This window comes from Tolypothrix sp. PCC 7601, assembly GCF_025677855.1.
Lineage (GTDB): Bacteria > Cyanobacteriota > Cyanobacteriia > Cyanobacteriales > Nostocaceae > Aulosira > Aulosira diplosiphon.
Window position 1 is genome coordinate 3,049,031 of record NZ_CP064879.1, and the last position, 22,857, is coordinate 3,071,887.

Annotated in this window: 23 protein-coding genes; 18 read left to right on the top strand and 5 right to left on the bottom strand. The window is 39.1% G+C overall.

Going from position 1 to position 22,857, the window contains the following annotated elements; genetic code table 11:
* Positions 1–329 precede the first annotated feature (329 nt).
* Positions 330–2,150, bottom strand: a complete 1,821-nt coding sequence (locus HG267_RS12720) for an ABC transporter ATP-binding protein (RefSeq protein WP_045869304.1) — start codon at positions 2,148–2,150, stop codon at positions 330–332.
* Positions 2,151–2,262: 112 nt separating this feature from the next.
* Complete coding sequence (locus HG267_RS12725) at positions 2,263–3,036, bottom strand: DUF6816 family protein (RefSeq protein WP_045869305.1); 774 nt, start codon at positions 3,034–3,036, stop codon at positions 2,263–2,265.
* A 676-nt stretch (positions 3,037–3,712) separates the two neighbouring features.
* Between HG267_RS12725 and HG267_RS12730 the strand changes: the two genes are divergently transcribed.
* From HG267_RS12730 to HG267_RS12760, 7 genes are all read left to right on the top strand, one after another.
* Positions 3,713–4,237 (top strand): GTP-binding protein, encoded by a 525-nt coding sequence (locus HG267_RS12730; protein ID WP_045869306.1) that lies wholly within the window; start codon positions 3,713–3,715, stop codon positions 4,235–4,237.
* A gap of 80 nt (positions 4,238–4,317) precedes the next feature.
* Positions 4,318–4,791, top strand: a complete 474-nt coding sequence (locus tag HG267_RS12735) for a roadblock/LC7 domain-containing protein (protein WP_369792171.1) — start codon at positions 4,318–4,320, stop codon at positions 4,789–4,791.
* 299 nt (positions 4,792–5,090) lie between these two features.
* A complete protein-coding gene (locus HG267_RS12740) occupies positions 5,091–5,645 on the top strand; it encodes a protoglobin domain-containing protein (RefSeq protein WP_045869307.1) in 555 nt (184 codons plus the stop codon).
* Between the two features lie 696 nt (positions 5,646–6,341).
* Complete coding sequence (locus HG267_RS12745) at positions 6,342–7,052, top strand: response regulator (RefSeq protein ID WP_045869308.1); 711 nt, start codon at positions 6,342–6,344, stop codon at positions 7,050–7,052.
* A gap of 29 nt (positions 7,053–7,081) precedes the next feature.
* Positions 7,082–8,968: a CHASE2 domain-containing protein gene (locus tag HG267_RS12750; protein WP_045869309.1), complete on the top strand. Its 1,887-nt coding sequence runs from the start codon at positions 7,082–7,084 to the stop codon at positions 8,966–8,968.
* Between the two features lie 419 nt (positions 8,969–9,387).
* Positions 9,388–9,561: a hypothetical protein gene (locus tag HG267_RS12755; protein WP_228045313.1), complete on the top strand. Its 174-nt coding sequence runs from the start codon at positions 9,388–9,390 to the stop codon at positions 9,559–9,561.
* 50 nt (positions 9,562–9,611) lie between these two features.
* Entirely contained in the window at positions 9,612–9,914 is a 303-nt protein-coding gene (locus HG267_RS12760; protein WP_235623034.1) for a DUF928 domain-containing protein, read from the top strand.
* Here the strand turns inward: HG267_RS12760 and HG267_RS12765 are convergent.
* Positions 9,905–10,906 carry a CHAT domain-containing protein gene (locus tag HG267_RS12765; protein WP_228045311.1) on the bottom strand — a complete coding sequence of 334 codons (1,002 nt, stop codon included), beginning with the start codon at positions 10,904–10,906 and terminating at the stop codon, positions 9,905–9,907. The two genes, HG267_RS12760 and HG267_RS12765, sit on opposite strands and share 10 nt — an antisense overlap.
* Between HG267_RS12765 and HG267_RS12770 the strand changes: the two genes are divergently transcribed.
* The 5 genes from HG267_RS12770 (at position 10,887) to HG267_RS12790 (ending at position 16,134) form a co-directional block, all read left to right on the top strand.
* Positions 10,887–11,396: an S-layer family protein gene (locus HG267_RS12770; RefSeq protein ID WP_045869310.1), complete on the top strand. Its 510-nt coding sequence runs from the start codon at positions 10,887–10,889 to the stop codon at positions 11,394–11,396. The two genes, HG267_RS12765 and HG267_RS12770, sit on opposite strands and share 20 nt — an antisense overlap.
* Positions 11,397–11,878: 482 nt before the next feature.
* Entirely contained in the window at positions 11,879–12,169 is a 291-nt protein-coding gene (locus HG267_RS12775) for a hypothetical protein (protein WP_155539100.1), read from the top strand.
* Between the two features lie 221 nt (positions 12,170–12,390).
* Positions 12,391–13,194 carry a CAP domain-containing protein gene (locus HG267_RS12780; protein ID WP_081583948.1) on the top strand — a complete coding sequence of 268 codons (804 nt, stop codon included), beginning with the start codon at positions 12,391–12,393 and terminating at the stop codon, positions 13,192–13,194.
* 118 nt (positions 13,195–13,312) lie between these two features.
* Positions 13,313–13,774 (top strand): hypothetical protein, encoded by a 462-nt coding sequence (locus HG267_RS12785; RefSeq protein ID WP_045869312.1) that lies wholly within the window; start codon positions 13,313–13,315, stop codon positions 13,772–13,774.
* A gap of 635 nt (positions 13,775–14,409) precedes the next feature.
* Positions 14,410–16,134 (top strand): ShlB/FhaC/HecB family hemolysin secretion/activation protein, encoded by a 1,725-nt coding sequence (locus HG267_RS12790; RefSeq protein WP_045869313.1) that lies wholly within the window; start codon positions 14,410–14,412, stop codon positions 16,132–16,134.
* Between the two features lie 20 nt (positions 16,135–16,154).
* Here HG267_RS12790 and HG267_RS12795 read toward each other — a convergent pair whose 3' ends face one another.
* Entirely contained in the window at positions 16,155–16,289 is a 135-nt protein-coding gene (locus tag HG267_RS12795) for a hypothetical protein (protein ID WP_255525094.1), read from the bottom strand.
* Between the two features lie 790 nt (positions 16,290–17,079).
* Between HG267_RS12795 and HG267_RS12800 the strand changes: the two genes are divergently transcribed.
* The 5 genes from HG267_RS12800 (at position 17,080) to HG267_RS12820 (ending at position 21,224) form a co-directional block, all read left to right on the top strand.
* A complete protein-coding gene (locus HG267_RS12800) occupies positions 17,080–17,601 on the top strand; it encodes a phycocyanin subunit beta (protein WP_228045309.1) in 522 nt (173 codons plus the stop codon).
* 116 nt (positions 17,602–17,717) lie between these two features.
* Entirely contained in the window at positions 17,718–18,209 is a 492-nt protein-coding gene (gene cpcA, locus HG267_RS12805) for a phycocyanin subunit alpha (RefSeq protein ID WP_045869314.1), read from the top strand.
* A gap of 530 nt (positions 18,210–18,739) precedes the next feature.
* A complete protein-coding gene (locus HG267_RS12810) occupies positions 18,740–19,555 on the top strand; it encodes a phycobilisome linker polypeptide (protein ID WP_045869315.1) in 816 nt (271 codons plus the stop codon).
* A 466-nt stretch (positions 19,556–20,021) separates the two neighbouring features.
* Entirely contained in the window at positions 20,022–20,888 is an 867-nt protein-coding gene (locus HG267_RS12815) for a phycobilisome linker polypeptide (protein WP_045869316.1), read from the top strand.
* 123 nt (positions 20,889–21,011) lie between these two features.
* Complete coding sequence (locus HG267_RS12820; protein WP_045869317.1) at positions 21,012–21,224, top strand: phycobilisome linker polypeptide; 213 nt, start codon at positions 21,012–21,014, stop codon at positions 21,222–21,224.
* Positions 21,225–21,394: 170 nt separating this feature from the next.
* On the opposite strand, the gene HG267_RS12825 is transcribed toward HG267_RS12820, so the two are convergent.
* Positions 21,395–22,345, bottom strand: a complete 951-nt coding sequence (locus HG267_RS12825) for a D-2-hydroxyacid dehydrogenase (protein WP_045869318.1) — start codon at positions 22,343–22,345, stop codon at positions 21,395–21,397.
* A gap of 89 nt (positions 22,346–22,434) precedes the next feature.
* Here HG267_RS12825 and HG267_RS12830 point away from each other — a divergent pair, with 89 nt between their 5' ends.
* Positions 22,435–22,833: a hypothetical protein gene (locus HG267_RS12830; protein WP_052335124.1), complete on the top strand. Its 399-nt coding sequence runs from the start codon at positions 22,435–22,437 to the stop codon at positions 22,831–22,833.
* The last annotated feature ends 24 nt before the right edge of the window (positions 22,834–22,857 follow it).

The window sequence follows — 22,857 nt, forward strand, 5'->3', positions numbered from 1 at the left end:
TCACGATTTATAATAGTAGCGCCAATTTTTATAAATGGCAAGGGGTTAGGGAATAATAAATAAAAAATATTTCCTCGCCTTGACAGCAGGGGATCTGGGTAGAGATGGGATTGATCGCGTCTCTACTAGTTCAACACACAAATATTGACAGGTGTCGGGAAGGGTTTAAAGCCTTTACCCTTTTCCCCTTCACCTTTCCCCCGCCTGTCAAAAAGACTTTGGCAGACTACTACGAGTAGGTGGAGAAACAGTCATATCGAGCCAGGAATGGGTATTGATTTTTGGGAATCCCTGAAAAAATAGCGGTGGTGGCTACCACCGCCTTTAAACTAACTCAGGAGTTCGCCTGTTTCTTGCAAGGAATGCAAGCGGCGATAAATACCTTCTTGGCGCAACAGTTCTTCGTGGCTACCCACTTCTACAATTCTTCCCGCATCGAGAACGACAATTTTATCGGCTTCTCGCACTGTACTTAGGCGGTGAGCAATGATAATTGTGGTGCGAGTACCTTGAATTGATCGCATCGCCAACTGAATGGAACGCTCAGACTCGTAATCTAGGCTGGAGGTTGCTTCGTCAAAAACCAGCACGTCTGGTTCTACTAGCAAGGCTCTGGCAATTCCTAAGCGCTGTCTTTGTCCACCAGATAATCTCACACCACGTTCCCCAACTACGGTGTAATAACCTTGGGGTAGGTGTTGTACGACTTCATCAACTCTGGCAATCCTACAGGCTTCCTTAACCTCCTCCAAAGTGGCATTTGGTCTACCATAGGTGAGATTATCTAACACAGTGCCGTTGAAGATATCTACTTCTTGATGAACGATCGCTAGTCTGCGTCTGTAATTACCTACATCTAATGTGCGAATATCTTGACCATCAATCAGAATTTGGCCTTGTTGCGGGTCAAAATAGCGTAACAACAGCTTGACTAAGGTCGATTTACCAGAACCAGAACGACCAACTAAGGCTATTGTTTGGTATGGCTCAATTAATAAGTTGATATCTTGTAGAACTAGACGGTTGGCACTATAGCCAAAAGTGACATGGGATAATTCGATTTTGCCGGTAAATTGATAAGGCAATTCTCTTTCGCTAGTTTCAGCTAACAAACTCTTTGCTTCAGCACCAACTGGCTCGCGCAAAAATTCGTGAAACCGGATCATCGAAGAATAGCGCCGCGCAAACACTTCTGCGAGGTTGCTAATCGGTTCTAATTCAGCATAAGCCATGCTGGAAAGAGTTAAAGTCATCACAAAATGACCAAGAGAAATCTTTCCGCCTACTGTGGCTGCTAAAGTTAAACCCAAAATGGTAAATACGCAAAACTGAATTACAGTTTTTTGCCAAGTTAGCAGATTTACGTAACCTTTGTGGATGCGATAATCTACTACTTTCAGTTCCCTAGTTAAGCGTTGCTGTTGTCGCTTGAGTTCTTCTGCTTCCGTGGCAAATGCTTTCACCGTTTTAATATTGGTGATGAGTTCAGAAGTGCGACTTTCGGTATTTTCCATGTACTTATCTAGGCGGCTTTCATACCCAATTATTCTTTGTAAATCTTTCAAACTGAACCACAGAATAATTACAAAAGAAATTAGATATAAAGTCGCAATCCGCCAATCAATTAACATGATAAATACAAAGATTCCCAGCACTCGCAGCAGTTTAGGAATTAACTGACCGGCAATTTCGGGATATGTCCAAGTGTGATTCGTAAGACCTCTAGCTACTCTACCGGCAATACGTCCAGGGTTATTTTCATCATAAAATTCTAGTGGGAGAGTGAGAATTTTAGCAATTGCTGTTTGAGTTTGTTCTCGACGCGCTCTTAATGCTATATCCCAATGAAACCAACTAGTTAACCAAGGCTGGGTAGGCGCTCTCACAACAGTTACAACAAAAATTATCCCCAGCAATACACCTAAAGATAGATTGTTATTAACTGGGTAATTAATTAGGTTGGAAAAATTGGCGATCGCATCTGCCAGTGGTTTATCTAATGGTTGACTAGATAAGATGTTTAAAATTTGTCCAATGGCATAAGGTACAACCAAATCAATAATTTCGTAAATGCTGGATGCTGTAATACTGAATATACTCAGCCCCCAGTAGGGACGAAAGTAATGCAGAATATCTCTAAATTTGGTCATGATGCACTCTTTCCAAGGGCGTAAGCTTGAGCTTGGAATCTTTATACTACATTTATGTTACAATGTAGTCAAGAGCAACAACATGAAATCATTCTTAGGGAGGATTTAGTTATTAAATGGGAGAAAACTCTAGGCGATAACGGTAAAGAGCAACTGGCTTTGAGCCTGCGGTAAAGTAATCTGGATCTTGAGGTGATAGGTAAACAGCAGTTACTTGATCGGCTTCGATTGCTGGATTAGATGGAGAAAGTTTGTGATAGGAAGTTGTAGATTCTACAGAATTGAAATAAGGACGAGAACCACCTTTAAACAGTTGTTGAAAAACTTCTGTAGTGATGAATTTACCATCAGATGTAGTTTCTGTCGCCCTTGCTGTGACGATGGAAACTAGTTGCCGTTCTCCACGTAATAAAGTAATCTGACGATTCGGTGAATCTGGATCTACTTTTACTGAGAGTACTGCTGCATCACCTAAATAAGCTCGTGCCAAATTCAAACTATTAAATGCTCTATCGGCTATAAAAGTGGTTGATTTACTATCATCTATCTGCGGAAGTATTTTTAAGTGAGCAACAGGTAAATTTTCTCTAATAAATCTTACCAGAAAACTCACAGGCTGATTGAGTTGTTGACGATTAGCTTCAAATCCGGGTGTAACAATATCTGGTGCTAAAGGTGCTACTAAATTCACCAATGTACTTGTAACTTGCCAAGAACCTCCCATCCACTCAGGATAAGCTAAATCCCCCACGGCTGGTTGCACAGAAGTTAATTTTTCCCACTGGGGAAAATTTGCTAGTCTTTGAGATAATTCCCCCGCAACAGCGTTTCCACTCCAGCTAAAGCAGAAACAAGCAACCAAGCACAAACTCCAAATCGCCTTCATGAGCAGTAATTAATTGTAAATCCAAACAAAATTTCTCTACAGAATAATTGTGTGGTATTTTGCTCGCTTCCAGGGCAGCTAATTCAAAAACTCACTAATTTGTAATTGGAGTTACATTGCTTAACAGCATATATTTGATGAAACTAAAATATAAATTTACATTTCTTGATTTTTTTACATATCTGAATACTGAAACAATTAGACGCGTCATCAAGCGACAACACTTGCTTAAGCTACATAAAAAGAGATAAAAGCAGCTAAATACTGGTAATTACTGTTTATTCTTGTAAAGTAACTAAATACTGCAGAATATAAAGAATTAATGATGAGTATATTCATTTATATATAGCCAAAATAAGAAAATTTAATAGTTTAATGTTTGAAAATGAAAATAATACTAGTGTAAAATCCGTTATTATACGGATATCAAAAATTTAGGGTGCAAATATCTGGTGCAATTGCTTTGTAAATTGCATCACTGAGGATAAATATTTACTGACATAATTCTCAAAGTAGAAGAAAACTACTGATGTACTCGCAGAGTCTATTTGCATTCCTAAAATTCATTGTGGGTAATGCCTGTTGCCTTACCTTCATAGAAAACAGATTTGCAATTATCTCAACTGTCCCAACGTTTCCTAGTAGCTAGGAAAGTAATATCCTTGCGGAGGTTTAAATGGAAATCCTACGCATTGCGATCGCAGGGAGCGTAGGTGCAGGGAAAACGAGCTTGATTCGCACTATTAGTGAAATTGAGGCCGTTGATACCGATAAAAACAGCACAGATGAATTAGCGCTACTGAAGACTAAAACTACGGTAGCGTTGGATTTTGGGCTGCTCACACTAGTACCAAATCAAGTAATTCACCTTTATGGCACACCAGGAGAACCCAGATTTGATTTTATGTGGGACATCCTGATTCGTCAGGTTCAAGCTTGCATCCTGCTTGTGGATGCTCATCGCCCAGAACATTTCCATTATGGGACTCAGATTCTCGATTTCGTTAACCAAAGGGTGCAGATTCCAATACTGATAGGGTTAACTCATACTGATTGTCCCCGAACTGTGGAACCGGAAAAAATAGCGATCGCTTTAGGATTGCAAAATTTAAATCACCAACCACCTTTAACTGTGGTGAATCCTACTCAAAAAGCTTCAATTATAGAGGCTTTAAATCTCATCATCCCCCAAATAATTTAAACATCCATTTTGTAGTAAGCAGATGAGCATTGATGCATTTGGGAAATATTCTCAGGCTCCTCCCAAGAACGTTTATCAAAATGTTTTTGATTGCAGATACAACTGCCAACTTGCCAATAGATTCACAAAACAATTCATTGGCAATTAATCAACCAGCTTTAGCAATAATTACTGAGGAAGAAAGCATGATTAATATTTCAATGTTACAAGAAGTTCTCCAAAACTTTGTCAGTGGAACATCTAACATTCAAGGTGCAGCTTTAGTTAGCCCTGATGGTTTAGCTTTAGCTTCTGTACTACCAGCAGAAATGGATGAAGACCGTACTGCTGCTATGTCAGCAGCAATGCTTTCTTTAGGTGAACGTATTGGTAGCGAATTAGTGCGCGGCACTATTGACCGGATTGTTGTGGAAGGGGAAAAAGGCTTTGGTATTGTAGTTAGCTGTGGCCCTGATGCAGTTTTATTGGTATTAGCCAATGCTGCCGTCAAACAAGGCTTGTTATTTCTAGAAATCAAACGTGCTGTTGCTCAAATTGCACCTTTAATTAGTTAATTACCAGCAAAATATAGCTAACATTCTGGTTTTCGGATGTTATCCAAAAACCAAAACAAATTTCTGCGATAAATTTACGATTTACAAAGTAAAACTAAATACAGCAGATGCGATATTTATGAAGTACAGTAACTAATTGAAAAAAGTAATGAGTAATAAGTAAATTTCCTACTCATTACTCATTACTCATTATTCATTACTCATGATGTACCTCACTTACTTCAAAAGTGCTGTAATTTACTTTCTTTTTAATCGCCAGCCAACACTAATTTTTTGCGTATTGTTAGGAAAGCTCAACTATGACCTTAGATCCACATACATTTTTCTCCATCTTAGAACGGCGTGTTGGCTTGATCCCTGAGGACAAAGAATTACTCAAATCACAGGCAGATTGGGGTTTAGAAATAGCACCAAAGATGGCTGAATATTTCTATGATTACTTGGAACGCGATCCGGAAATGAGTGCGATTTTACATGATGGCAGTGGTCGCATACATCGCCTCCGGGAAACCTTTATTCAATGGTTTCACGAAATGTTTACAGGTATGGATAACTGGGGGGATGCTTACGCCGAAAGACGGTGGAAGATTGGTCTCATTCACGTCCGTATTGGTATTGGCCCGCAACACGTTGTTCCTGCAATGGCGACTGTCATCTACGAAGTAGGTAAACGTTTAACAAACGATGGTAAAAGCGCAGATCTCAAAGATGCTCTCGGTCGTATGTGTATGATTGACTTAGCTTTTATTGAACAAGCTTATATAGAAGTATCTTCATCTGCGGTTTTGAAGGAAACAGGCTGGTCAGAAGGTTTATTTAAGCGCTTGATTAGTACTGGTGCTAAAGCTATGTAATACCTAATCAAATAATGTTTGCGAGACATCAATGATATTCTAGAGGGCAAGGCAGTTCCCATTGGTGTCAAATTAAGCTAAAAGCGATATAGGGCGGGCGTTGTACAAATACCTCGCGCCCTCATCCCCTAACCCCTTCTCCCGCAGGAGAAGGGGAACTAAATCTCTGGCTCCCTTCTCCCCGTGGGAGAGGGGCTGGGGGAGAGGGCGAAACCTTGCACAAGAGCGGGTTTCACTTTAAGTTGACACCAATGGGTACTGCCTTGCTCCTACAATCTGTCGCATTCTTTTGTCAAATTGGTATTACTCCACAACTTCCCCTTACCCTTTTGCCCTTAACCGACAATGGGGCAACTCTTAGTCTCAATTCCAAGGCCCTAAAAGTGCAATTAGAAGCATCCTGTATTAGATTTGCACTTTTGTGCATAGATTAAAATTTTATCTTCAATTAAAATCAGCACATACTTCAATAAGTAGTTAAACAAAATTAATTACAAAATGTCATTGCGAATGGAGCGGAGCGGAATGAAGCAATCGCAAGGGTTGAGATTGCTTCTCTTCGAGACGCTGCGCGTTAAGCGAAGCTATGCCGAAGGCTTTACGCTGCGCTCGCAATGACTGTAATTAATTTTGCGTGGTTACTTATTTGTATTCTTAAACCAAAAACTTCACCTTATTTAACATGGGTAGAATTTAATGGCAGTAGTAAGCTTAGAAAAACATCAACTTTATGGGCATTTACCAGTGGAAAAAAAGCTGAATATTTTGGTTGTCGATGACCATCAATTAATTTTGACTGGTACTTTTGATGTATTAAGTAGACAGTATCCAGAAGCGAATATACTGAAGGCTCAGACAGCCAAAGAGACACTGACTTTACTTCAATCTCAACACTTTGACATCATAATGATGGATTTGTCGATTCCCAATCAGCAAGGGGAAACAGCAGAAATTGATACAGGAATTAAGCTGTTGCAAACATTGCTCAAGGAACATCCCGATCGCAATTTCATGGTGCAAACTAGTTATGTAAAGGCGCTAATCCGGATTAAACACGAGATTGATAATCATCAAGCAGGGTTTGCGATCGCAGATAAAGGATTACCCGAAGCCCAAATGCTGATGCGAGTTAATTTAGCACTTCAAGGTGGCACTCACACCAAAGACATCAAAACAGGTATCGAACTCAAACCCGAATGGTTGGAGGTGTTGCGGTTGGCTTTTGAAGAGAGTTTGACAGATAAAGCGATCGCCGAGCGAATGTATAAATCAGAACGAGCAGTACGCACTTACTGGACGAAAATTCAGGATGTGTTGGGAGTGTACCCCGAAGACTGCAAGCAAAGCGGTAAGAATATGCGAATCCAAACCGAAGTTCGTGCCCGTGAAGAAGGTTTAATTGATTAATTATGATGGATGATTAAACCGGAAACAAGATGCAAAGGAGAATCTGGAATCGCATTCGCCAAGAATTGGGATTGTGGTCGCAGGCTGCACCTCCTGGGATAATGGTGCTGGTTGTAGTGATATTGATCCGGATCGCTGGAGGAATGCAATCTTTAGAATGGATGCTCCTTGATACTATGTTACGTCTGCGTCCGGTAGAAAAAATCGATGAACGTGTCGTAATTGTAGGTATTGATGAACAGGATATTCAATGGGTTGGACAATATCCGGTTCCAGATGAAAAAATTGCCGAGTTACTTACTAAACTGGAAACTTATCAACCATTAGCAATTGGATTAGATATCTTTAAAAATGTTCCTGTGGAACCTGGTGGTGAACAACTCAAACAGGTATTACAGAAAACTCGCAATATTATTGGGATTGAAAAAATATTATCACCAGGAGAAACTCCCCCACCCCAAAGTTTGCCTCCCCAAAGAATTGGATTTGTTGATTTAGTGAATGATGAAGATAGCAAAAATCGACGCTATTTATTGTATACATCGAATCCTCAAAATTTAACAGATGACAAATATTCTCTGGCGCTAAGTTTAATTATTAAGTACTTTAAAAAAAAGGGAATTAATATAGACTCTGGTATCAATGACCCGAATACAATCATGTTTAATCGGGTCGAATTACCCCGCATTACTAAGAATTTTGGTGGATACGTCAATGTTGATGATGGCGGATTGTCAATTTTAATGAACTTCCGCAATAATTCTCAACCTTTTATTGTTGTGTCGCTACAAGATGTTCTCAATAATAAAGTTGATGGGAAATTGTTGCGCGATCGCATTGTGTTGGTTGGCAATCGCAATATGAGCGCAGGTGATTTGTTTTATACCTCTGCTGTGCAAAAATTAGAATTAAGAGGTGTAATTTACGGCATTGACTATCACGCTCATGTCATCAGTCAAGTCCTGAGTACTGTAATTGATGGTCGTCCTATGTTGCACAGTTGGGTTGATATAGGAGAGTACTCATGGATATTCATTTGGGGTTTTCTGCCGATGGTGATTGGCAGGTTGACTCAATCTGTGTGGAAAAATCTACTGAGTGTTGCTGTAGCTGTACTTTGTCTGTTTAGCTGTGGATATGTGATGCTATGGGTGTGGGGTATTTGGATTCCTGTAGCACCTAATTTACTAATATTAGCGTTGAATGGGCTTGGTTTGAGTGCTTTTGCGTTTTACCAGCATGATCGATTCTTGCGATCGCAAATTAGCGAACGTCAAAATACAATCCAACATACTTTCACCATAATTCATAATGGCCCTTTGCAAACTCTTGCCTATGGATTAAAACATCTACGCGCTCAAGATATTCCCTACGAACAATTAGTTGGACAATTTGAAAAGCTTGATAAAGAAATTCGAGAAATTGGTGAATTTCTGAAACTCGAAGCATTAACAAAAGAAGAGAGTTTACGGTTGGGTGGTGGATTAATACTTGAATTAAATAGACCACTCCACGATTTATTATATGAAGTTTATTCTAGTACTTTAGAACGTCAAGACTTTGAAAATTTTAAAACCATAAAAGTTAAAATCCGCAATTTTGAACCGATTGATGACAAGTATTTAACTCGAGAAGATAAACGGAGAATATGTCTATTTTTAGAAGAAGCTTTATGTAATGTTGGTAAACATGCTCAAGGAGTAAAACGCGTTCAAGCATCAGGTATATATAGTGCGAATAAATACAAGTTGTCGGTCAAAGATAATGGTTCAGGAATTCAATCAAAGTTAGAAAGTAAAGGTACAAGAAATTCTAAAATACTAGCCAAACAATTAGGAGGCGAGTTTCGGAGGGAATCGCTTTCTCCTCGCGGAACTATCTGCGAACTGAGTTGGACTCCTATGAAAAGATTTTAAATTTGATATTTTACAGCAAACTAAATATTTTAAATCCAATACTACTCGGTTAAAGATTGTCAACTCGGAATTTGGTTTGGAGAAAAGATGAAAGGGTAAGGGTTAAAGGTTTTTTCTTGCCCCTTTTCCCCTTAACCGACAAGTATTGTCTAACAATCCTTGTCGGTGTTGTAAAAATTACTCATCCAGCCAGCGAAATCTTCACAGGGAACAGGCAAAAATGACGTACAAATGTACTGATTCTGTATACCATTCAAAGAATAATCACTAGATTTCAACCAAATATTCGATGGTATGAGAATTTTTTCCGAAAAATGGAAAACTCTATCTGTAGTGACTAAACAGCCCTGATTTTAGTTTTTTTCGCGTATTCTAGTGCGTTTGCACTGTTAGATAACTATAAAATCAACAACAGCACTATGAGATATGATCATTGGCGAAATAGCCGCAGACTTACAAGCTTAGTTGTGGGAGTGCTTTTCTTGATGACGACATTCCCCGCATTTGCAGAGTTTAAGCCACGCGATCGCAAACCAGCTAGCGGTAATAGTCGTGCAGGTGGTTCACGTGGATGTTCAAATAATAGTCTCTAACGCAGCTTGCACCGCAGACATTTATTGGGAAAACTGCTTCTACACGCCCAATCTTTGTTTGGTATATATCAACTTCTCAAAATGTGCAATTTCGACTGTTTGAATTTGATTCAGCAAAAAGTGTCAAACAAATTGGTAAAGTTCAAGAAATACCTACAATAGTGGGAATTAATCAGCTAAAACTTCCCCTCAATTACCCTGAACTCATAGTAGGTAAAAGCTATTTATGGCAAATTGCCATTACCTGCAATAACAACACAATTATTAACCATGCAGAATTTACTGTCATTAACTCTCAATCACTTCCTAAAAACACATTTACTACCATTCCAGAGAGTGTAAATTATGTGTAAAGTGTTTTGACCATTTCGGATGTCGATTCATCGGTGACACTCCACAAAGATGCGATCGCACTTTTCACCCCAACCTGCAATGCAACTCCAGCTAATCCTAGTGTGGCACGGTCGTCGCCCAATGCGGTTTCACAGGCGCTGAGTGTTAGTAGATCAACGCTATCTGATTTGCTGTTGAGGTTTCGCAGAGATGTTTCTAATTGACTAATAGTAAGTTTTTGGTTTTTCCCTGTGACAATAAAGGTGTCTTCTGGAATGATGCCAAATTGAGCATGACTAGCTATGTGAATAAGAGAATATGGGGTTTTTTCCAACTGCTGCTGAAAACTTTCGGGGATAAAGTTATCGTCAATCAGGGGGGTACGATCGGGGAAGATACTTGCAACAGCGCTGACTTCACTGGGAACAGCCAAAAGCCGTTCAAAAGTCTTACCGTCGATTGTGGCTGCTTGAGTTAAACCCAAAATTAACGCTTGTTGTTTACTGCGATCGCGTATTGTTGGCTGAGTAACTCGTAAACTGGGTGTTGTAGCAACGGCGTAGGTTTCGATTAAATATTTCTGTTGTTGGCTGTCATAAAGTGCTGCCATTGGTACGCTACGCAAGAAGCCATCTTGAATAAATACTAGGGTTTTGACTTTCTGTGATTTGATATCTTCAGCAAAAGGGCGAATTATCCAATCATAAAGCTGTGCGGCAATTGTGGTATCGTAGTTAATCTCTGCTTTGCTAACTAGCCCTTTGCGAAACTCGGCAATTTTTTTCTCTAGAGTTTCACTACTAACTATTTTGTTTGTACCTAGTTGATTGGGGTCTTCAATCCATTTAAATTTGGTTGCTTGATTGGGTAACTGTAACAATATCCCAGTTTTGCCATCTAAAATTATGGAACTTAAAAATCCAGTATTCTTAAACGTGACACTATGATCCTCGAGGAGTTCGCCTACTAATTTGGGGTTCAACCCACTTAAAATGCAATCTGGCAAGTTCATCGTAGCAATTCCCAACGAAAATAGTGACATTAGCGCCAATGCCTTCACTGGAAAAGGTGGAAACATCCAAATCAACGCCCAAGACATCTTCGGTATCGAGTCCCGTGCAAAACCAACCGATCTAAGTGATATTACTGCCACTTCCGAACAAGGCATTTCGGGTGTAATCAATCTCAATCAACCCGATAACAGTTCGATTCAAAACAGCTTCAGCCAATTATCACCAAATGTAATTGATACAAATACGCTGATTGCCAATAGCTGCATTGCACGGGGCAGCAAGCGGCAAGAAAACTCTTTTACCATCACAGGTTCTGGTGCTTTACGCAATAGTCCAGGTGATGCTTTAATTTCTACCTATTCAACTGGTGATGTACGTGGTGTTGAATCGACATCTCGTCCTTGGAAAAAAGGCGACCCCATCATTGAACCACAAGGATTATATCGATTACCTGATGGACAATTACTGTTAAGTCGGGCTTGTAGTTAAGAGGTTATTTATAACGTAATACTATTTTGAAAAAAGAACGCAACAGATGGGTAGGTAGGGGCACGGCACCAATAAGATATTTGATATGCCAAAAGATTGTGGATGCCGTGCCCCTACAAAGAATTTATCTGTCTGTAGGGGAGCCAGTCGCCTGGGAAACCTGCCTGCCCAGTGGCTCCCCTACTTAAGATTTACTTTATAAATAGTCTCGAACGGAAATATTGCAGATTTAGCCAAGCTAGCAAATAGCATAATGACGGTTGTCATTGTGCTATTTGTGCATTCATTATGCATTTTTCTGCAATGGTGCGATCGCTTTCATGTATGCACTAGGTAATAATTCTGTAATTAAACAAGCAGAAAAGGTCGCTGCTTAAGCAATTAACAAAGAATATTATTGCTATTAAGAAAGAGCAGAAGATTTAGTCAACAAGCTAAAATATCGCTTTTTCTCAAGACTCTATCCTTCCACATAGAAAATTATGTCTACTACTTCTCAGCAATCTATGAAAAACAAACTAGCTCTAATTTTTGTTAGTTCAACCTTAGCTGTAAGTGCTGCTATACCTGCACTAGCTTATGCTGCCCACGAGCATCCTTTCCATCATAATGAGCGGATAAAATCAATGACTCAAATAGAAGGTAACGGATACTGTAGAAACCTTTTCCAACAATTAAAGGCTACAGGCGATCTCGGAGGAGGTTTTGACCCTAATCGAGTTAACCACGTCTGGGCACATATTGAGAATGGAGATTGTATTGCTAATACATAGTCAGATCTGAATTATTGCAGTCTTTCAAAATTGGGCATAATTCAATCAATTATTACGCCCAATTTTGCAGGAATTATTAATAGTTTAATCTGCTAATGTATCTCAGAGATACCTCTCTACCGAAGACTAGAAAAGCATTTCAAAATTTGCTGTAGATAAAACACAATTCCCTACACAATCCCTAATCACCAATTCCTTCTACTTGATACTTTGGAGGCAATATGACAACTCTTTTTCCTGGACAAAGTCTATACCCAGGACAAAGTCTGCAATCAAATAATCAGATGCACAGGTTTATTATGCAATCTGATGGCAATGTTGTGCTTTATAATGGCAATTCTCAACCTCTTTGGGCAACGAATACTTGGGGAATTCAACCGCGTGAGTTGATCATGCAAACTGATGGAAACTTGGTTCTTTATGATAGTTCAGGTTCTCCAAAATGGGCTAGTGATACATGGAACAACCCTGGAGCATTTTTCAAGATTCAAGATGACGGTAATCTAGTAGTTTATCGAGCGGATTCTCAAACTGAAACTGTGGATAATGCTTTATGGGCATCAGGTAGTAACGATATATGGGATTCAAGCAGACAAGGCACACAGAACGCTCAAATTCAAGAAATTTTGGCAGCTCATAATAGGTACAGAGCTGAAGTAGGGGTTCCTCCACTGCAATGGTCAGAAAATTTAGCAGTAAGTGCTCAACAGTGGGCAAATCATTTGGCGGACACAGGAACATTGCAACATAGTCGTTCTGGAGAAAACCTAGCGCAAGGGAGTACTGGCTTCTTTTCTGTCACGCAGCTAGTAGATATGTGGGGTGATGAAAAGCAGTATTTCAGTAACGCTGCTTTCCCCAATGTATCTAATACCGGCAATTGGATGGATGTGGCTCATTACACTCAAGTTATGTGGAGAAATACAACCGAAGTTGGGTGTGGTTTAGCAAGTGGCAATGGTAACGATGTCTTAGTCTGTCACTACAACCCAGTCGGAAATATCACGGATCAAGGCGTTTTTTAGATGTTCTCAGTCGAGTGAAGCGCAGATTTGATTTGTCTATGTGTTGTGGGGTAGACATCTATAAGTGTACCCATCAACTTCATCAGCAAATTCTCTAGAAATAAACAGAAGGAACAATATGCTTTTATTTTTTACAATGCCATTAGATGAAACCTCACAACTAAATAGAGGTAGATTATTTCTCGTAGATGACTCTAAAGGAATTGTGGGTAGATGGGTGGCTACAAGTAGCACTGCGGATAAACAAGGGGTAAAAGATTGGAATATTCGCGGTGGTGTAATTCCTGCTACTCATGAATTAAATCCTCCACTGCCTTTTTACTCTGTTGCAGTGAAGCCGGTAGATCTGAGAAATGTTAAAGGTGTAGAAGGCAATGCTTACCCTATTTCACCCTTTGAAGTCAAAACTATTGATGGAGGAACCCGTTCTGACTTGCTGATTCATAAAGATGCAAATGTACCGGGAAGTATGGGCTGCATTGTACTACCTGAATCAGAATTCACAGATTTTGAGAAAGCCTTTCAGAAATATTGTGCAGAAGAAGACAGTGTTAAACTTCTTGTGGGCTATACTTACTAGGAAAAAATAAACATCAAACTCTTTAATCTTCTAATCATAACTGAGACATATGAAAAACAATCATTATTAGCCTCTCTACTATCCAAACAAGGGCATACAGTACTTTTGAAGTATGTGAGGTACATCATGAGTAATGAGTAATGAGTAATGAGTAATGAGTAATGAGTAATGAGTAATGAGTAATGAGTAATGAGTAATGAGTAATGAGTAGGAAATTAATTTATTACTCATTACTTTTTTCAAGGCGTTGCTGATTGATGGGATGATTTTTACATGACGCAAAGACGCAAAGGCCCAAAGAACAGACTTTTAGCGTTGCTCAAAATTTTGAATTCATCCCGCAAATATGCAACGCCCTTTTTTCAATTAGTTGCTGTACCTCATAAACATCAAATCTGCTGTATCTGTACAGTTCTTACAGAGTAATTGATGCCTTGACAGTTTCAAAAAGCCATTTTCTAGCAAGGATTACTGCTAAAAATGGCTTTTTATTTTCTCAGAAATCTATCAAGTATTACTAAAATCGCTGAATTATGGTTTGAAAATTATATATTTATGTAATTATTAAGCAAATATTGTGGTATTTTAATGAATATTAATCTTGTATAAAAACTTCAACGTTTCATAGATAAACAATGGGTTTTTACCTGCGGATTCAAACGCTATTTTTAACGTTACTTGCTTTCATTAGTATCACTTCGATAGCAACTTTTGCACAATCGAGACCCCCATCAGGTGTAACAATTCCCCCCGATACTCCAGGGAAAGTGGAAGAAACTCTACCCCAAGCAACGCCGAAGCCTCTTTCTCCTACACCATCTACACCAACTGTCCCGATACTTCCATCATCTCCACAAGACAAACTACCCGACACAATTTTTCCGAGTGGCGAGACTTTCTTTGTCAAAGAAATCCAAGTTAGCGGCTCTTCTGTTTTAAAGGATGAAATTTTTAAGTTAAAACAACCTTTAGAGAATCAAAAAATTACATTTGAGCAGTTATTACAGCTGCGATCGCAAATCACTGAACTATATGTTAAAAACGGCTACATCACTAGTGGCGCATTTATTCCCAACAATCAAAATGTCGCTAATGGTGTGGTGCAAATCCAAGTGGTGGAAGGTGAACTGGAGGGAATTGTAATTTCCGGGTTAAAAAGATTGCAACTTGCATATGTGCGTTCCCGGATTCGACGCTTTGCAGGCAAACCCTTGAATCAAAAAAGTCTGGAAACAGCGTTGCAATTATTACAACTTGACCCAGCGATTGCAAGAGTTAATGCTGAGTTAACCGCAGGTAGCACTTCTGGAAGCAATATTTTACAGGTGAAAATTACTGAATCACCAGCATTCCATGCAGGAGTTATCTTTGCAAATAATCAATCAGCTAGCGTTGGTTCAGAACAAGGTAGTGTTGTTATTGCTCACGATAATTTATTAGGGTTTGGAGATCAATTCAGTGCTGAATATGGCATTACTGAAGGTTTAGATATTTACAATCTCAGTTATTCTATTCCCTTTAACGCCTTAGATGGAAGTATTGCTGTTCGCTACAGCAACAGTGGTAGCCGCATTATCGAAAGCGAATTTCGTGATTTGAATATTAACAGCGAAGCCGAAACTCTTTCTTTTAATGTCCGTCAACCGTTAATCTATACCCCGAACAGCGAATTTGCTCTCTCTCTCGCATTCGATTTACGGCGTAGTCAAACCTTCATACTCAATGATATTCCCTTCTCTTTTACCGAAGGCCCCGAAGATGGGAAATCCAGAGTGACGGTGATTCGCTTTTCCCAAGACTGGTTACAACGTAATGCTAATACTGTTTTAGCGGCGCGATCGCAATTTAGTTTTGGGATTGATGCCATAGATGCAACTATCAATGATAGCGGTACTGATGGGCGTTTTTTCTCGTGGGTGGGACAATTTCAATGGGTACAACGGCTGTCTCCCCGCGTCTTGATGCTGGCCAAAATTAACACTCAACTTACACCTGATTCTTTACTGACGCTTGAAAAAATTAGCATTGGGGGAGTTGAGACAGTGCGTGGTTATCGTCAAAATCAACTTGTTGCTGACAATGGGGTAGTTGGAGGGGTTGAAGTTCGGATTCCCCTGACATCCAATGTCGAAACCCTACAGTTATTGCCATTTTTTGATATTGGTACCGTTTGGAACAATCGCGATCGCAACCCCGATCCACAAACCCTTGCTAGCTTAGGATTAGGGTTACAGTGGCAACCTATTAGTGGTTTACTATTGCGTGCAGACTATGGTTTACCATTGATTGTCACAAGCGATCGCGGTAGTTCGCTCCAAGATAATGGCTTTAACTTTTCACTACGCTACCAGCCATTTTAATACAAATATGTATGCAAAATTTAGTTTATAAAACGTATTTGCGTTTTATCAGCAGCATAGCCAATAAATTTTGCATATTCGCTTATATCTCCCGGTTTCTCACCACCGGAGGCTTTACGCATCACGACTCGTAACAGACAACTTGGGCGTGACATGACCATAATCTCAGCACCTATATTTCTATGCTAGGGAAACCCACGTTTTTAATGTGTGTTTATAGTAGTTAATTCTCCCGTTCCCAAGGGGGAATTCTATGTAAATTGATTATCTTCAAACGTTGTTTGCCTAAAATACTGTTTTTTATTACAATTTGTAAATTTTCTAAGAAAAAATGTGATTATGATTCCTTTTTCATTCTTATTTTTGTGTTTACTAACACTTTTTTTATAGGTAAAGATTATTGTTTCACAAAATAATGGGACAACAATAGTATTTTTGCCATAAAAATATAGCAAAATTTTATTTAATTAATTTACTAATTAAAAACAACATTAATTAACCAAATTCTTTATTTGCAAGATTTTGAAGATTTTAATTTATAAAATTATTTTCAAGTAAATGATTTTCAATCAATATAAAATATTAAAAATATAATTATCGAAAAATTGATTATACCTATTAGAATAATCATGAAACATTTCTTAATAAAAAATGCCAGCGAAGCATTATAAAAATAATTTGTAAGGGTTGAGAGGGAAAATCAAGTAAATAAAGACTCTAATTTTTTAGGTCTAAATACTTGATTTAAATAACTGAAAATCTTTCTAGGAAAAATGAAAGTATTTTCAGCCTTTACGCTAAAATCTATGTTTCAATCAAAACAAATTTGACTTTTTTGAAACATGATGAAGCGGTCATAAAACAATAAAAGCTGAATGCTTCATTTTTCACTTAACCCCTCATCAATTAATTACTCAATTAATCAAAATTTAGGAGAATCACACTATGGTGCAAGATGCATTTTCCAAGGTTGTTTCCCAAGCTGATGCAAGAGGCGAATATCTAAGTGATGGTCAGTTAGATGCTCTCATCAACTTAGTTAAAGAAGGTAACAAGCGCGTTGACGTTGTTAACCGGATTTCTAGCAATGCATCTTCCATTGTGGCTAACGCAGCTCGTTCATTGTTCGCTGAACAACCTCAACTGATTGCGCCTGGTGGAAATGCTTATACTAGCCGTCGTGCAGCAGCTTGTGTACGGGATTTGGAAATCATCCTTCGCTACGTTACCTATGCGATTTTTGCTGGCGATGCTAGCGTTCTAGATGATCGCGCGCTGAATGGCTTGCGGGAAACCTATTTGGCATTGGGTACTCCTGGTGCTTCTGTTGCGGTTGGTATTCAAAAGCTCAAAGAATCTTCAATCGCGATCGCTAACGATCCCAATGGAATTACCCGTGGTGATTGCAGCAGCTTGATTGCAGAAGTTTCTGGTTATTTCGATCGCGCAGCAGCAGCAGTTGCCTAAACATCAAAACACTTTTAGGCCTCTTGCATAAAAACAAAATTGATTTGAAACAGCAATTTTTGCAAGAAGTCTATTCAACAAATTTTTTGTAAAAGCAATTAGGAGAAGTTCTTCCAATGACTAAAACACCATTAACTGAAGCAGTTGTATCTGCTGATTCCCAAGGCCGTTTCTTAAGCAGCACCGAACTCCAAGTTGCATTTGGTCGTTTTCGCCAAGCAGGTTCTAGCTTAGAAGCAGCAAAAGCATTATCTAAAAAAGCTTCTAGCCTTGCTGAAGCTGCAGCTAATGCTGTGTACCAAAAATTCCCCTACACCACCACCACATCTGGCCCTAACTACGCTTCTACTCAAACCGGAAAAGATAAGTGCGTGCGTGATATCGGCTATTACCTGCGGATTGTTACTTACGGTTTAGTTGTTGGTGGTACAGGCCCAATCGATGATTATTTGATTGGTGGTTTGGCTGAAATCAACCGTACCTTTGAATTATCTCCTAGCTGGTACATTGAAGCTCTCAAATATATCAAAGCTAATCATGGTTTAAGCGGCGACCCTGCTGTTGAAGCTAACTCCTACATTGATTACATCATCAATGCTCTGAGCTAAGTTAGCTCAATTTAAGTACAGCAGCAAATGGTCGGTTGATAAATCAGATCAATTCGCAGCTATGGGTTCTAAAAAGCTTTTCAGTTTTGTGTAACATGGGTATGAAAATCCTTTGGTAATTATGCAATACAAATGAATAGTATTACCAAATGATTTTTGGCAGTCATTAATCCTGTTCCACAACAACTGAATATCAAGTTTGCAGCCGTAAAAAGTTGCAAATTGCAAAAGCGTCAAGCATTTGTGTAGTAAGCTGAGAAATTTATAAACACAGATTTCATTATGTATTAGCAGTCAAATACAGCTGACTCAAATACTTGTGTGGTCTGGGTAGATAAATTCTCATCTTATTACGCAAGGCTTTTTCTTAATTGTGAAAAAAAATTTATTAACAAATTTTGTAAATGAGGACTTTAGTCCTTTAATTTAAAGCACTAAAGTGCTGATTACGAAGTTGACCATTTTTTAGCTGTAACTTAAAAAATTTTTACCGAGTTTAACGGGTTAGAAAATAAGGAACAGATAAGATTATGGCACCGTTAACAGAAGCAAGCAGATTGGGAGTTCGTCCGTTTGCAGATAGTGACAAAGTGGAATTGCGGTTTGTCAAAACTGCAGAAGAAGTACGGTCAGTTATTTGGTCTGCATATCGCCAAGTTTTAGGTAATGAGCATCTGTTTGAAAGTGAACGGCTATCTAGTGCAGAATCACTTTTGCAACAGGCGCAGATTTCTGTGCGGGATTTTGTGAGAGCGATCGCACAATCCGAACTGTATCGCCAGAAATTCTTCTATTCCAACTCGCAAGTGCGCTTCATTGAACTGAATTACAAGCATTTGCTTGGTCGTGCGCCTTACGATGAGTCAGAAATTGCCTACCACGTTGATATCTATACTTCTCAAGGTTACGAAGCTGAGATTAATTCCTACATTGATTCTGTAGAGTATCAACAAAACTTTGGTGATTCTATAGTACCGTACTACCGGGGTTATCAAACTACGGTCGGGCAAAAAACTGCTGGCTTTCCCCGATTCTTTCAGTTGTATCGAGGCTATGCAAATAGCGATCGCGCCCAAAATAAATCCAAAGGACAATTAACCTGGGATTTAGCAAAAAATTTAGTATCCCCCATTTATCCTGCTGATGCTGGCTCCTTAACTGGCGTATCAACAGGAAATCGTGGTGGTAATACCTATCGGATTCGTACCACACAAGCTGCTTCTCCCAACTCACCACGCATTCGCCAAAGCATTAGCGAAGTAGTTGTCCCATTCGATCAGTTATCGAATCTTTTACAACAACTCAATCGCCAAGGGCGCAAGGTAATTAGCATAGCTCTTTCTTAGTTCTGAGTGCTGAGTTCGGAGTGCGTAGAGGGTTTAGTAATGCTCATACGTGTCAACTTAACGTGAAACCCGTTCTTGTGCAAGGTTTCGCCCTCACCCCCAGCCCCTCTCCCACAGGGCGAGGGGAGCAAGAGATTTAGTTCCCCTTCTCCTGCGGGAGAAGGGGTTAGGGGATGAGGGCGCGAGGTATTTCTACAACGCCCGCCCTATATCGCTTTTAGCTTAAGTTGACACCAATGAGCATTGCTAAACCCCTACAAAAAATCTCTTTGTGTCAGAATTTTCGTGAATTAACTATTAGTTATGAGCAAGATTTCAAACTAGGAAATGTTTTTCTTTTGTAAGCGTTATTTAAATTCACTTACTAATAATAAGAAACCATAACCAAAGTCTGAAAATCTTTCTTTTTTAACTCAGAACTCAGCACTATTTTCAACTCAAAACCTTTCGTTCAGGAGACTTTTAAATGCCAATTACAACAGCTGCATCGAGACTTGGAACTTCTGCATTTAGTAACGCTGCTCCTATCGAATTACGTTCCAATACCAACAAAGCAGAAATTGCACAGGTGATTGCGGCTATTTATCGTCAGGTTTTAGGTAACGATTATGTGTTGCAATCTGAACGTTTGAAGGGTTTGGAATCACTCTTGACTAACGGGAATATTACAGTTCAAGAATTTGTTAGGCAGTTAGCTAAATCAAATCTATACAAATCCAAGTTTTTTTCTAATAACTTTCATAGCCGTGTGACAGAGCTAAATTTCAAACATTTGCTTGGTCGCGCTCCCTATGATGAATCTGAGATTATCTATCATCTAGATTTATATCAAACCAAAGGCTATGAAGCTGACATTGATTCTTACATCGATTCAGCAGAGTACCAGACAAATTTTGGCGACAATATTGTGCCCTATTACCGGGGATTTAACAATCAACTAGGGCAAAAAACAGTAGGCTTTACCCGGATTTTTCAACTATATCGCGGTTATGCAACAAGCGATCGCTCTCAAATCCCTGGAGCATCAGCTCGTTTAGCTAACGAATTAGCCAGAAATAGCGCATCAACGGTTATTGCGCCTGCTGGTAGTAACAATGGTTTTGCTTATCGTGCTTCTGTCAAAGGAAAAACCCCCAGCACAGCATTTCAAGGTTCGCAAGCTTTTGGTTCAGGAAGGCTGTATCGCGTTGAAGTAGCAGCTATTTCTCAACCTGGCTATCCCAAAGTTCGCCGCATCAACAAAGCGGTAGTTATCCCCTACGAAGAACTATCCAATTATTTCCAACAAGTTCAACGTCGCAATGGCAAAATTGCCAGCGTTACACCGCTTTAGGGATTGGGGATTGGGGACTGGGGGAAAAGAGGAAATTTTTATTACCAATTACCAATTACCCATTATCAATGCCCCATGCCCCATGCCCTTTCAACTATTTTTCTTGATTGTTAGGATGTCAACATGGTTTATCAAAGTCGGAGTTTTCAAGTAGAAGTTTCGGGATTACATCAAAATGAGGTGACAAATCAAAACAATTACCCAATTCGTTCTAGCGGCAGTGTATTCATTACGATACCTTTTAGCCGCTTTAATGAAGAACTTCAGCGAATTAACCGCTTGGGTGGCAAAATTGTCAATATTCAACCTTTAAATCTGCAAATCAACGAAAATTAGTCTTCTCTGTTTCCCAAGAGACGCTATACTTTGTCTCTGGGAAAAGAATTGCAAATAAAAAATAATCAATCGCTTTGGTGGGCATGGTGATGTATTAGGCTGTTTTGAGCCATTTTGTTCTGCCAAAGCGATTGACTAGTTAACCATTGATTGCGATCGCCACTGGTAGTTTAATAACCAGCATTTTTATCAACGACATTACGCAGGGGTTGGCCGTTGTAATAGCGTGTAAAATTCTCGAGAAAAAGTGCGATCGCACGCTCTCTAGTTTTGGGAGAATGACCAGAACAATGAGGTGTCAAAAATAGATTTGGCTGATTCCATAACTGACTTTCTGGTGGTAGCGGTTCTGTAAAGACTGTATCCAAAGCTGCACCAGCAATTTGACTAGTTTGTAAAGCTTTAATCAGTGCAGGTTCATCAACAATTGCACCACGGGCAATATTAATTAAATAAGCATCAGGACGCATGAGGCTAAATACTTCCTCATCAATCATCCCCTTGGTTTCTTTAGTTAAAGGTGTGGCAATAACTACATAATGCGCTTCACTTAAGAGTAGTTTCCATTCATTTGCACCGACTATTTTATCGAAATTTGGTAATGGTTGCGGATTACGGCGACTACCATAAATATTTAAACCAAAAGCTTTAGCACGTTTAGCAATTTCTTGCCCAATTCCACCTGCACCGATAATTAATAATGTTTTATCGAGCAGTTCTTCATTTCTAAAACCTCTTTGCCAGCTTTGTTGTGCTTGTAGTTCACGCAATTTAGGAAAATTCTTAGCGTAAGATAAAATATAAGCAATTACAAATTCCGCCATCGGAATAGCATGAAGTCCTGCACCATTAGTTAGCAAAATTTCTCGCTCTAAATATTGGGGTGTGAGAATATTATTGACACCTGCATTTGTTGCTTGATGCCAACGCAATCTAGGTGCTGCATCCAGAATTTTTTGTAAAGTCGTTGGTTTTATATAATAAAGCCAACTAAAATACACTTCTGCATCTGTAGCATCACCATCAATATTGCCATCTACATCAGCCCGCGCAAATGTTATATCGCTAGGTAGATGCGGTTTAATCTCATCAGCAACTTCTATGGGAAGAATGAGCTTCATTATCGCTTACTCCATTTATATTTGATTCAAATCTACTTATAAATTTTGATTTTTTAGTGCAGTTATTATTAATTATAGTTTCTTCAATTATGTTTAAAGAACATCCAAGTTATCTGATAGATATAGTAGACTTCCTAAATAATTTCTTTAATGTTACTCAATTTCCTACTAGCGAGAGAGGTGGTATATATTTGCCATCATCAAATCCTGTAGAACGTTTAGGGTTTGCACTGGAAGCTGAAACAAGATTATATGAATGGGTAAGCGATAAAAGTTTAGATGCATTATTCTTACATCGTTCTTGGAACTTAGAATTAGAGAAGCTTACGCCAGAATTGGGAATAATTTCCTATCATCTCCCATTCGATGAGTGCTTAACTGTAGGTTTCAATCCTCGTTTAGCTCAAGTTTTGCAAATGTCTAATTTAGAAGCATTAGGCGAAAAAGAAAATCGAGCAATAAACATACAATGTTCACAAGCCATTTAAGCAGAAAGTGTAACGATAAATAAT

Coding starts and splice junctions, on each gene's coding strand:
- HG267_RS12725 (WP_045869305.1), bottom strand. CDS start 3,036: ATGAAGGCGATTTGGAGTTTGTGCTTGGTTGCTTGTTTCTGCTTTAGC.
- HG267_RS12785 (WP_045869312.1), top strand. CDS start 13,313: ATGCTTTTATTTTTTACAATGCCATTAGATGAAACCTCACAACTAAAT.
- HG267_RS12765 (WP_228045311.1), bottom strand. CDS start 10,906: ATGAACTTGCCAGATTGCATTTTAAGTGGGTTGAACCCCAAATTAGTA.
- HG267_RS12740 (WP_045869307.1), top strand. CDS start 5,091: ATGACCTTAGATCCACATACATTTTTCTCCATCTTAGAACGGCGTGTT.
- HG267_RS12815 (WP_045869316.1), top strand. CDS start 20,022: ATGCCAATTACAACAGCTGCATCGAGACTTGGAACTTCTGCATTTAGT.
- HG267_RS12755 (WP_228045313.1), top strand. CDS start 9,388: ATGAGATATGATCATTGGCGAAATAGCCGCAGACTTACAAGCTTAGTT.
- HG267_RS12800 (WP_228045309.1), top strand. CDS start 17,080: ATGGTGCAAGATGCATTTTCCAAGGTTGTTTCCCAAGCTGATGCAAGA.
- HG267_RS12750 (WP_045869309.1), top strand. CDS start 7,082: ATGCAAAGGAGAATCTGGAATCGCATTCGCCAAGAATTGGGATTGTGG.
- HG267_RS12735 (WP_369792171.1), top strand. CDS start 4,318: ATGTTTTTGATTGCAGATACAACTGCCAACTTGCCAATAGATTCACAA.
- HG267_RS12790 (WP_045869313.1), top strand. CDS start 14,410: ATGGGTTTTTACCTGCGGATTCAAACGCTATTTTTAACGTTACTTGCT.
- HG267_RS12720 (WP_045869304.1), bottom strand. CDS start 2,150: ATGACCAAATTTAGAGATATTCTGCATTACTTTCGTCCCTACTGGGGG.
- HG267_RS12810 (WP_045869315.1), top strand. CDS start 18,740: ATGGCACCGTTAACAGAAGCAAGCAGATTGGGAGTTCGTCCGTTTGCA.
- HG267_RS12830 (WP_052335124.1), top strand. CDS start 22,435: ATGTTTAAAGAACATCCAAGTTATCTGATAGATATAGTAGACTTCCTA.
- HG267_RS12775 (WP_155539100.1), top strand. CDS start 11,879: ATGTCTACTACTTCTCAGCAATCTATGAAAAACAAACTAGCTCTAATT.
- HG267_RS12795 (WP_255525094.1), bottom strand. CDS start 16,289: ATGTCACGCCCAAGTTGTCTGTTACGAGTCGTGATGCGTAAAGCCTCC.
- HG267_RS12820 (WP_045869317.1), top strand. CDS start 21,012: ATGGTTTATCAAAGTCGGAGTTTTCAAGTAGAAGTTTCGGGATTACAT.
- cpcA (WP_045869314.1), top strand. CDS start 17,718: ATGACTAAAACACCATTAACTGAAGCAGTTGTATCTGCTGATTCCCAA.
- HG267_RS12730 (WP_045869306.1), top strand. CDS start 3,713: ATGGAAATCCTACGCATTGCGATCGCAGGGAGCGTAGGTGCAGGGAAA.
- HG267_RS12780 (WP_081583948.1), top strand. CDS start 12,391: ATGACAACTCTTTTTCCTGGACAAAGTCTATACCCAGGACAAAGTCTG.
- HG267_RS12745 (WP_045869308.1), top strand. CDS start 6,342: ATGGCAGTAGTAAGCTTAGAAAAACATCAACTTTATGGGCATTTACCA.
- HG267_RS12825 (WP_045869318.1), bottom strand. CDS start 22,345: ATGAAGCTCATTCTTCCCATAGAAGTTGCTGATGAGATTAAACCGCAT.
- HG267_RS12770 (WP_045869310.1), top strand. CDS start 10,887: ATGCAATCTGGCAAGTTCATCGTAGCAATTCCCAACGAAAATAGTGAC.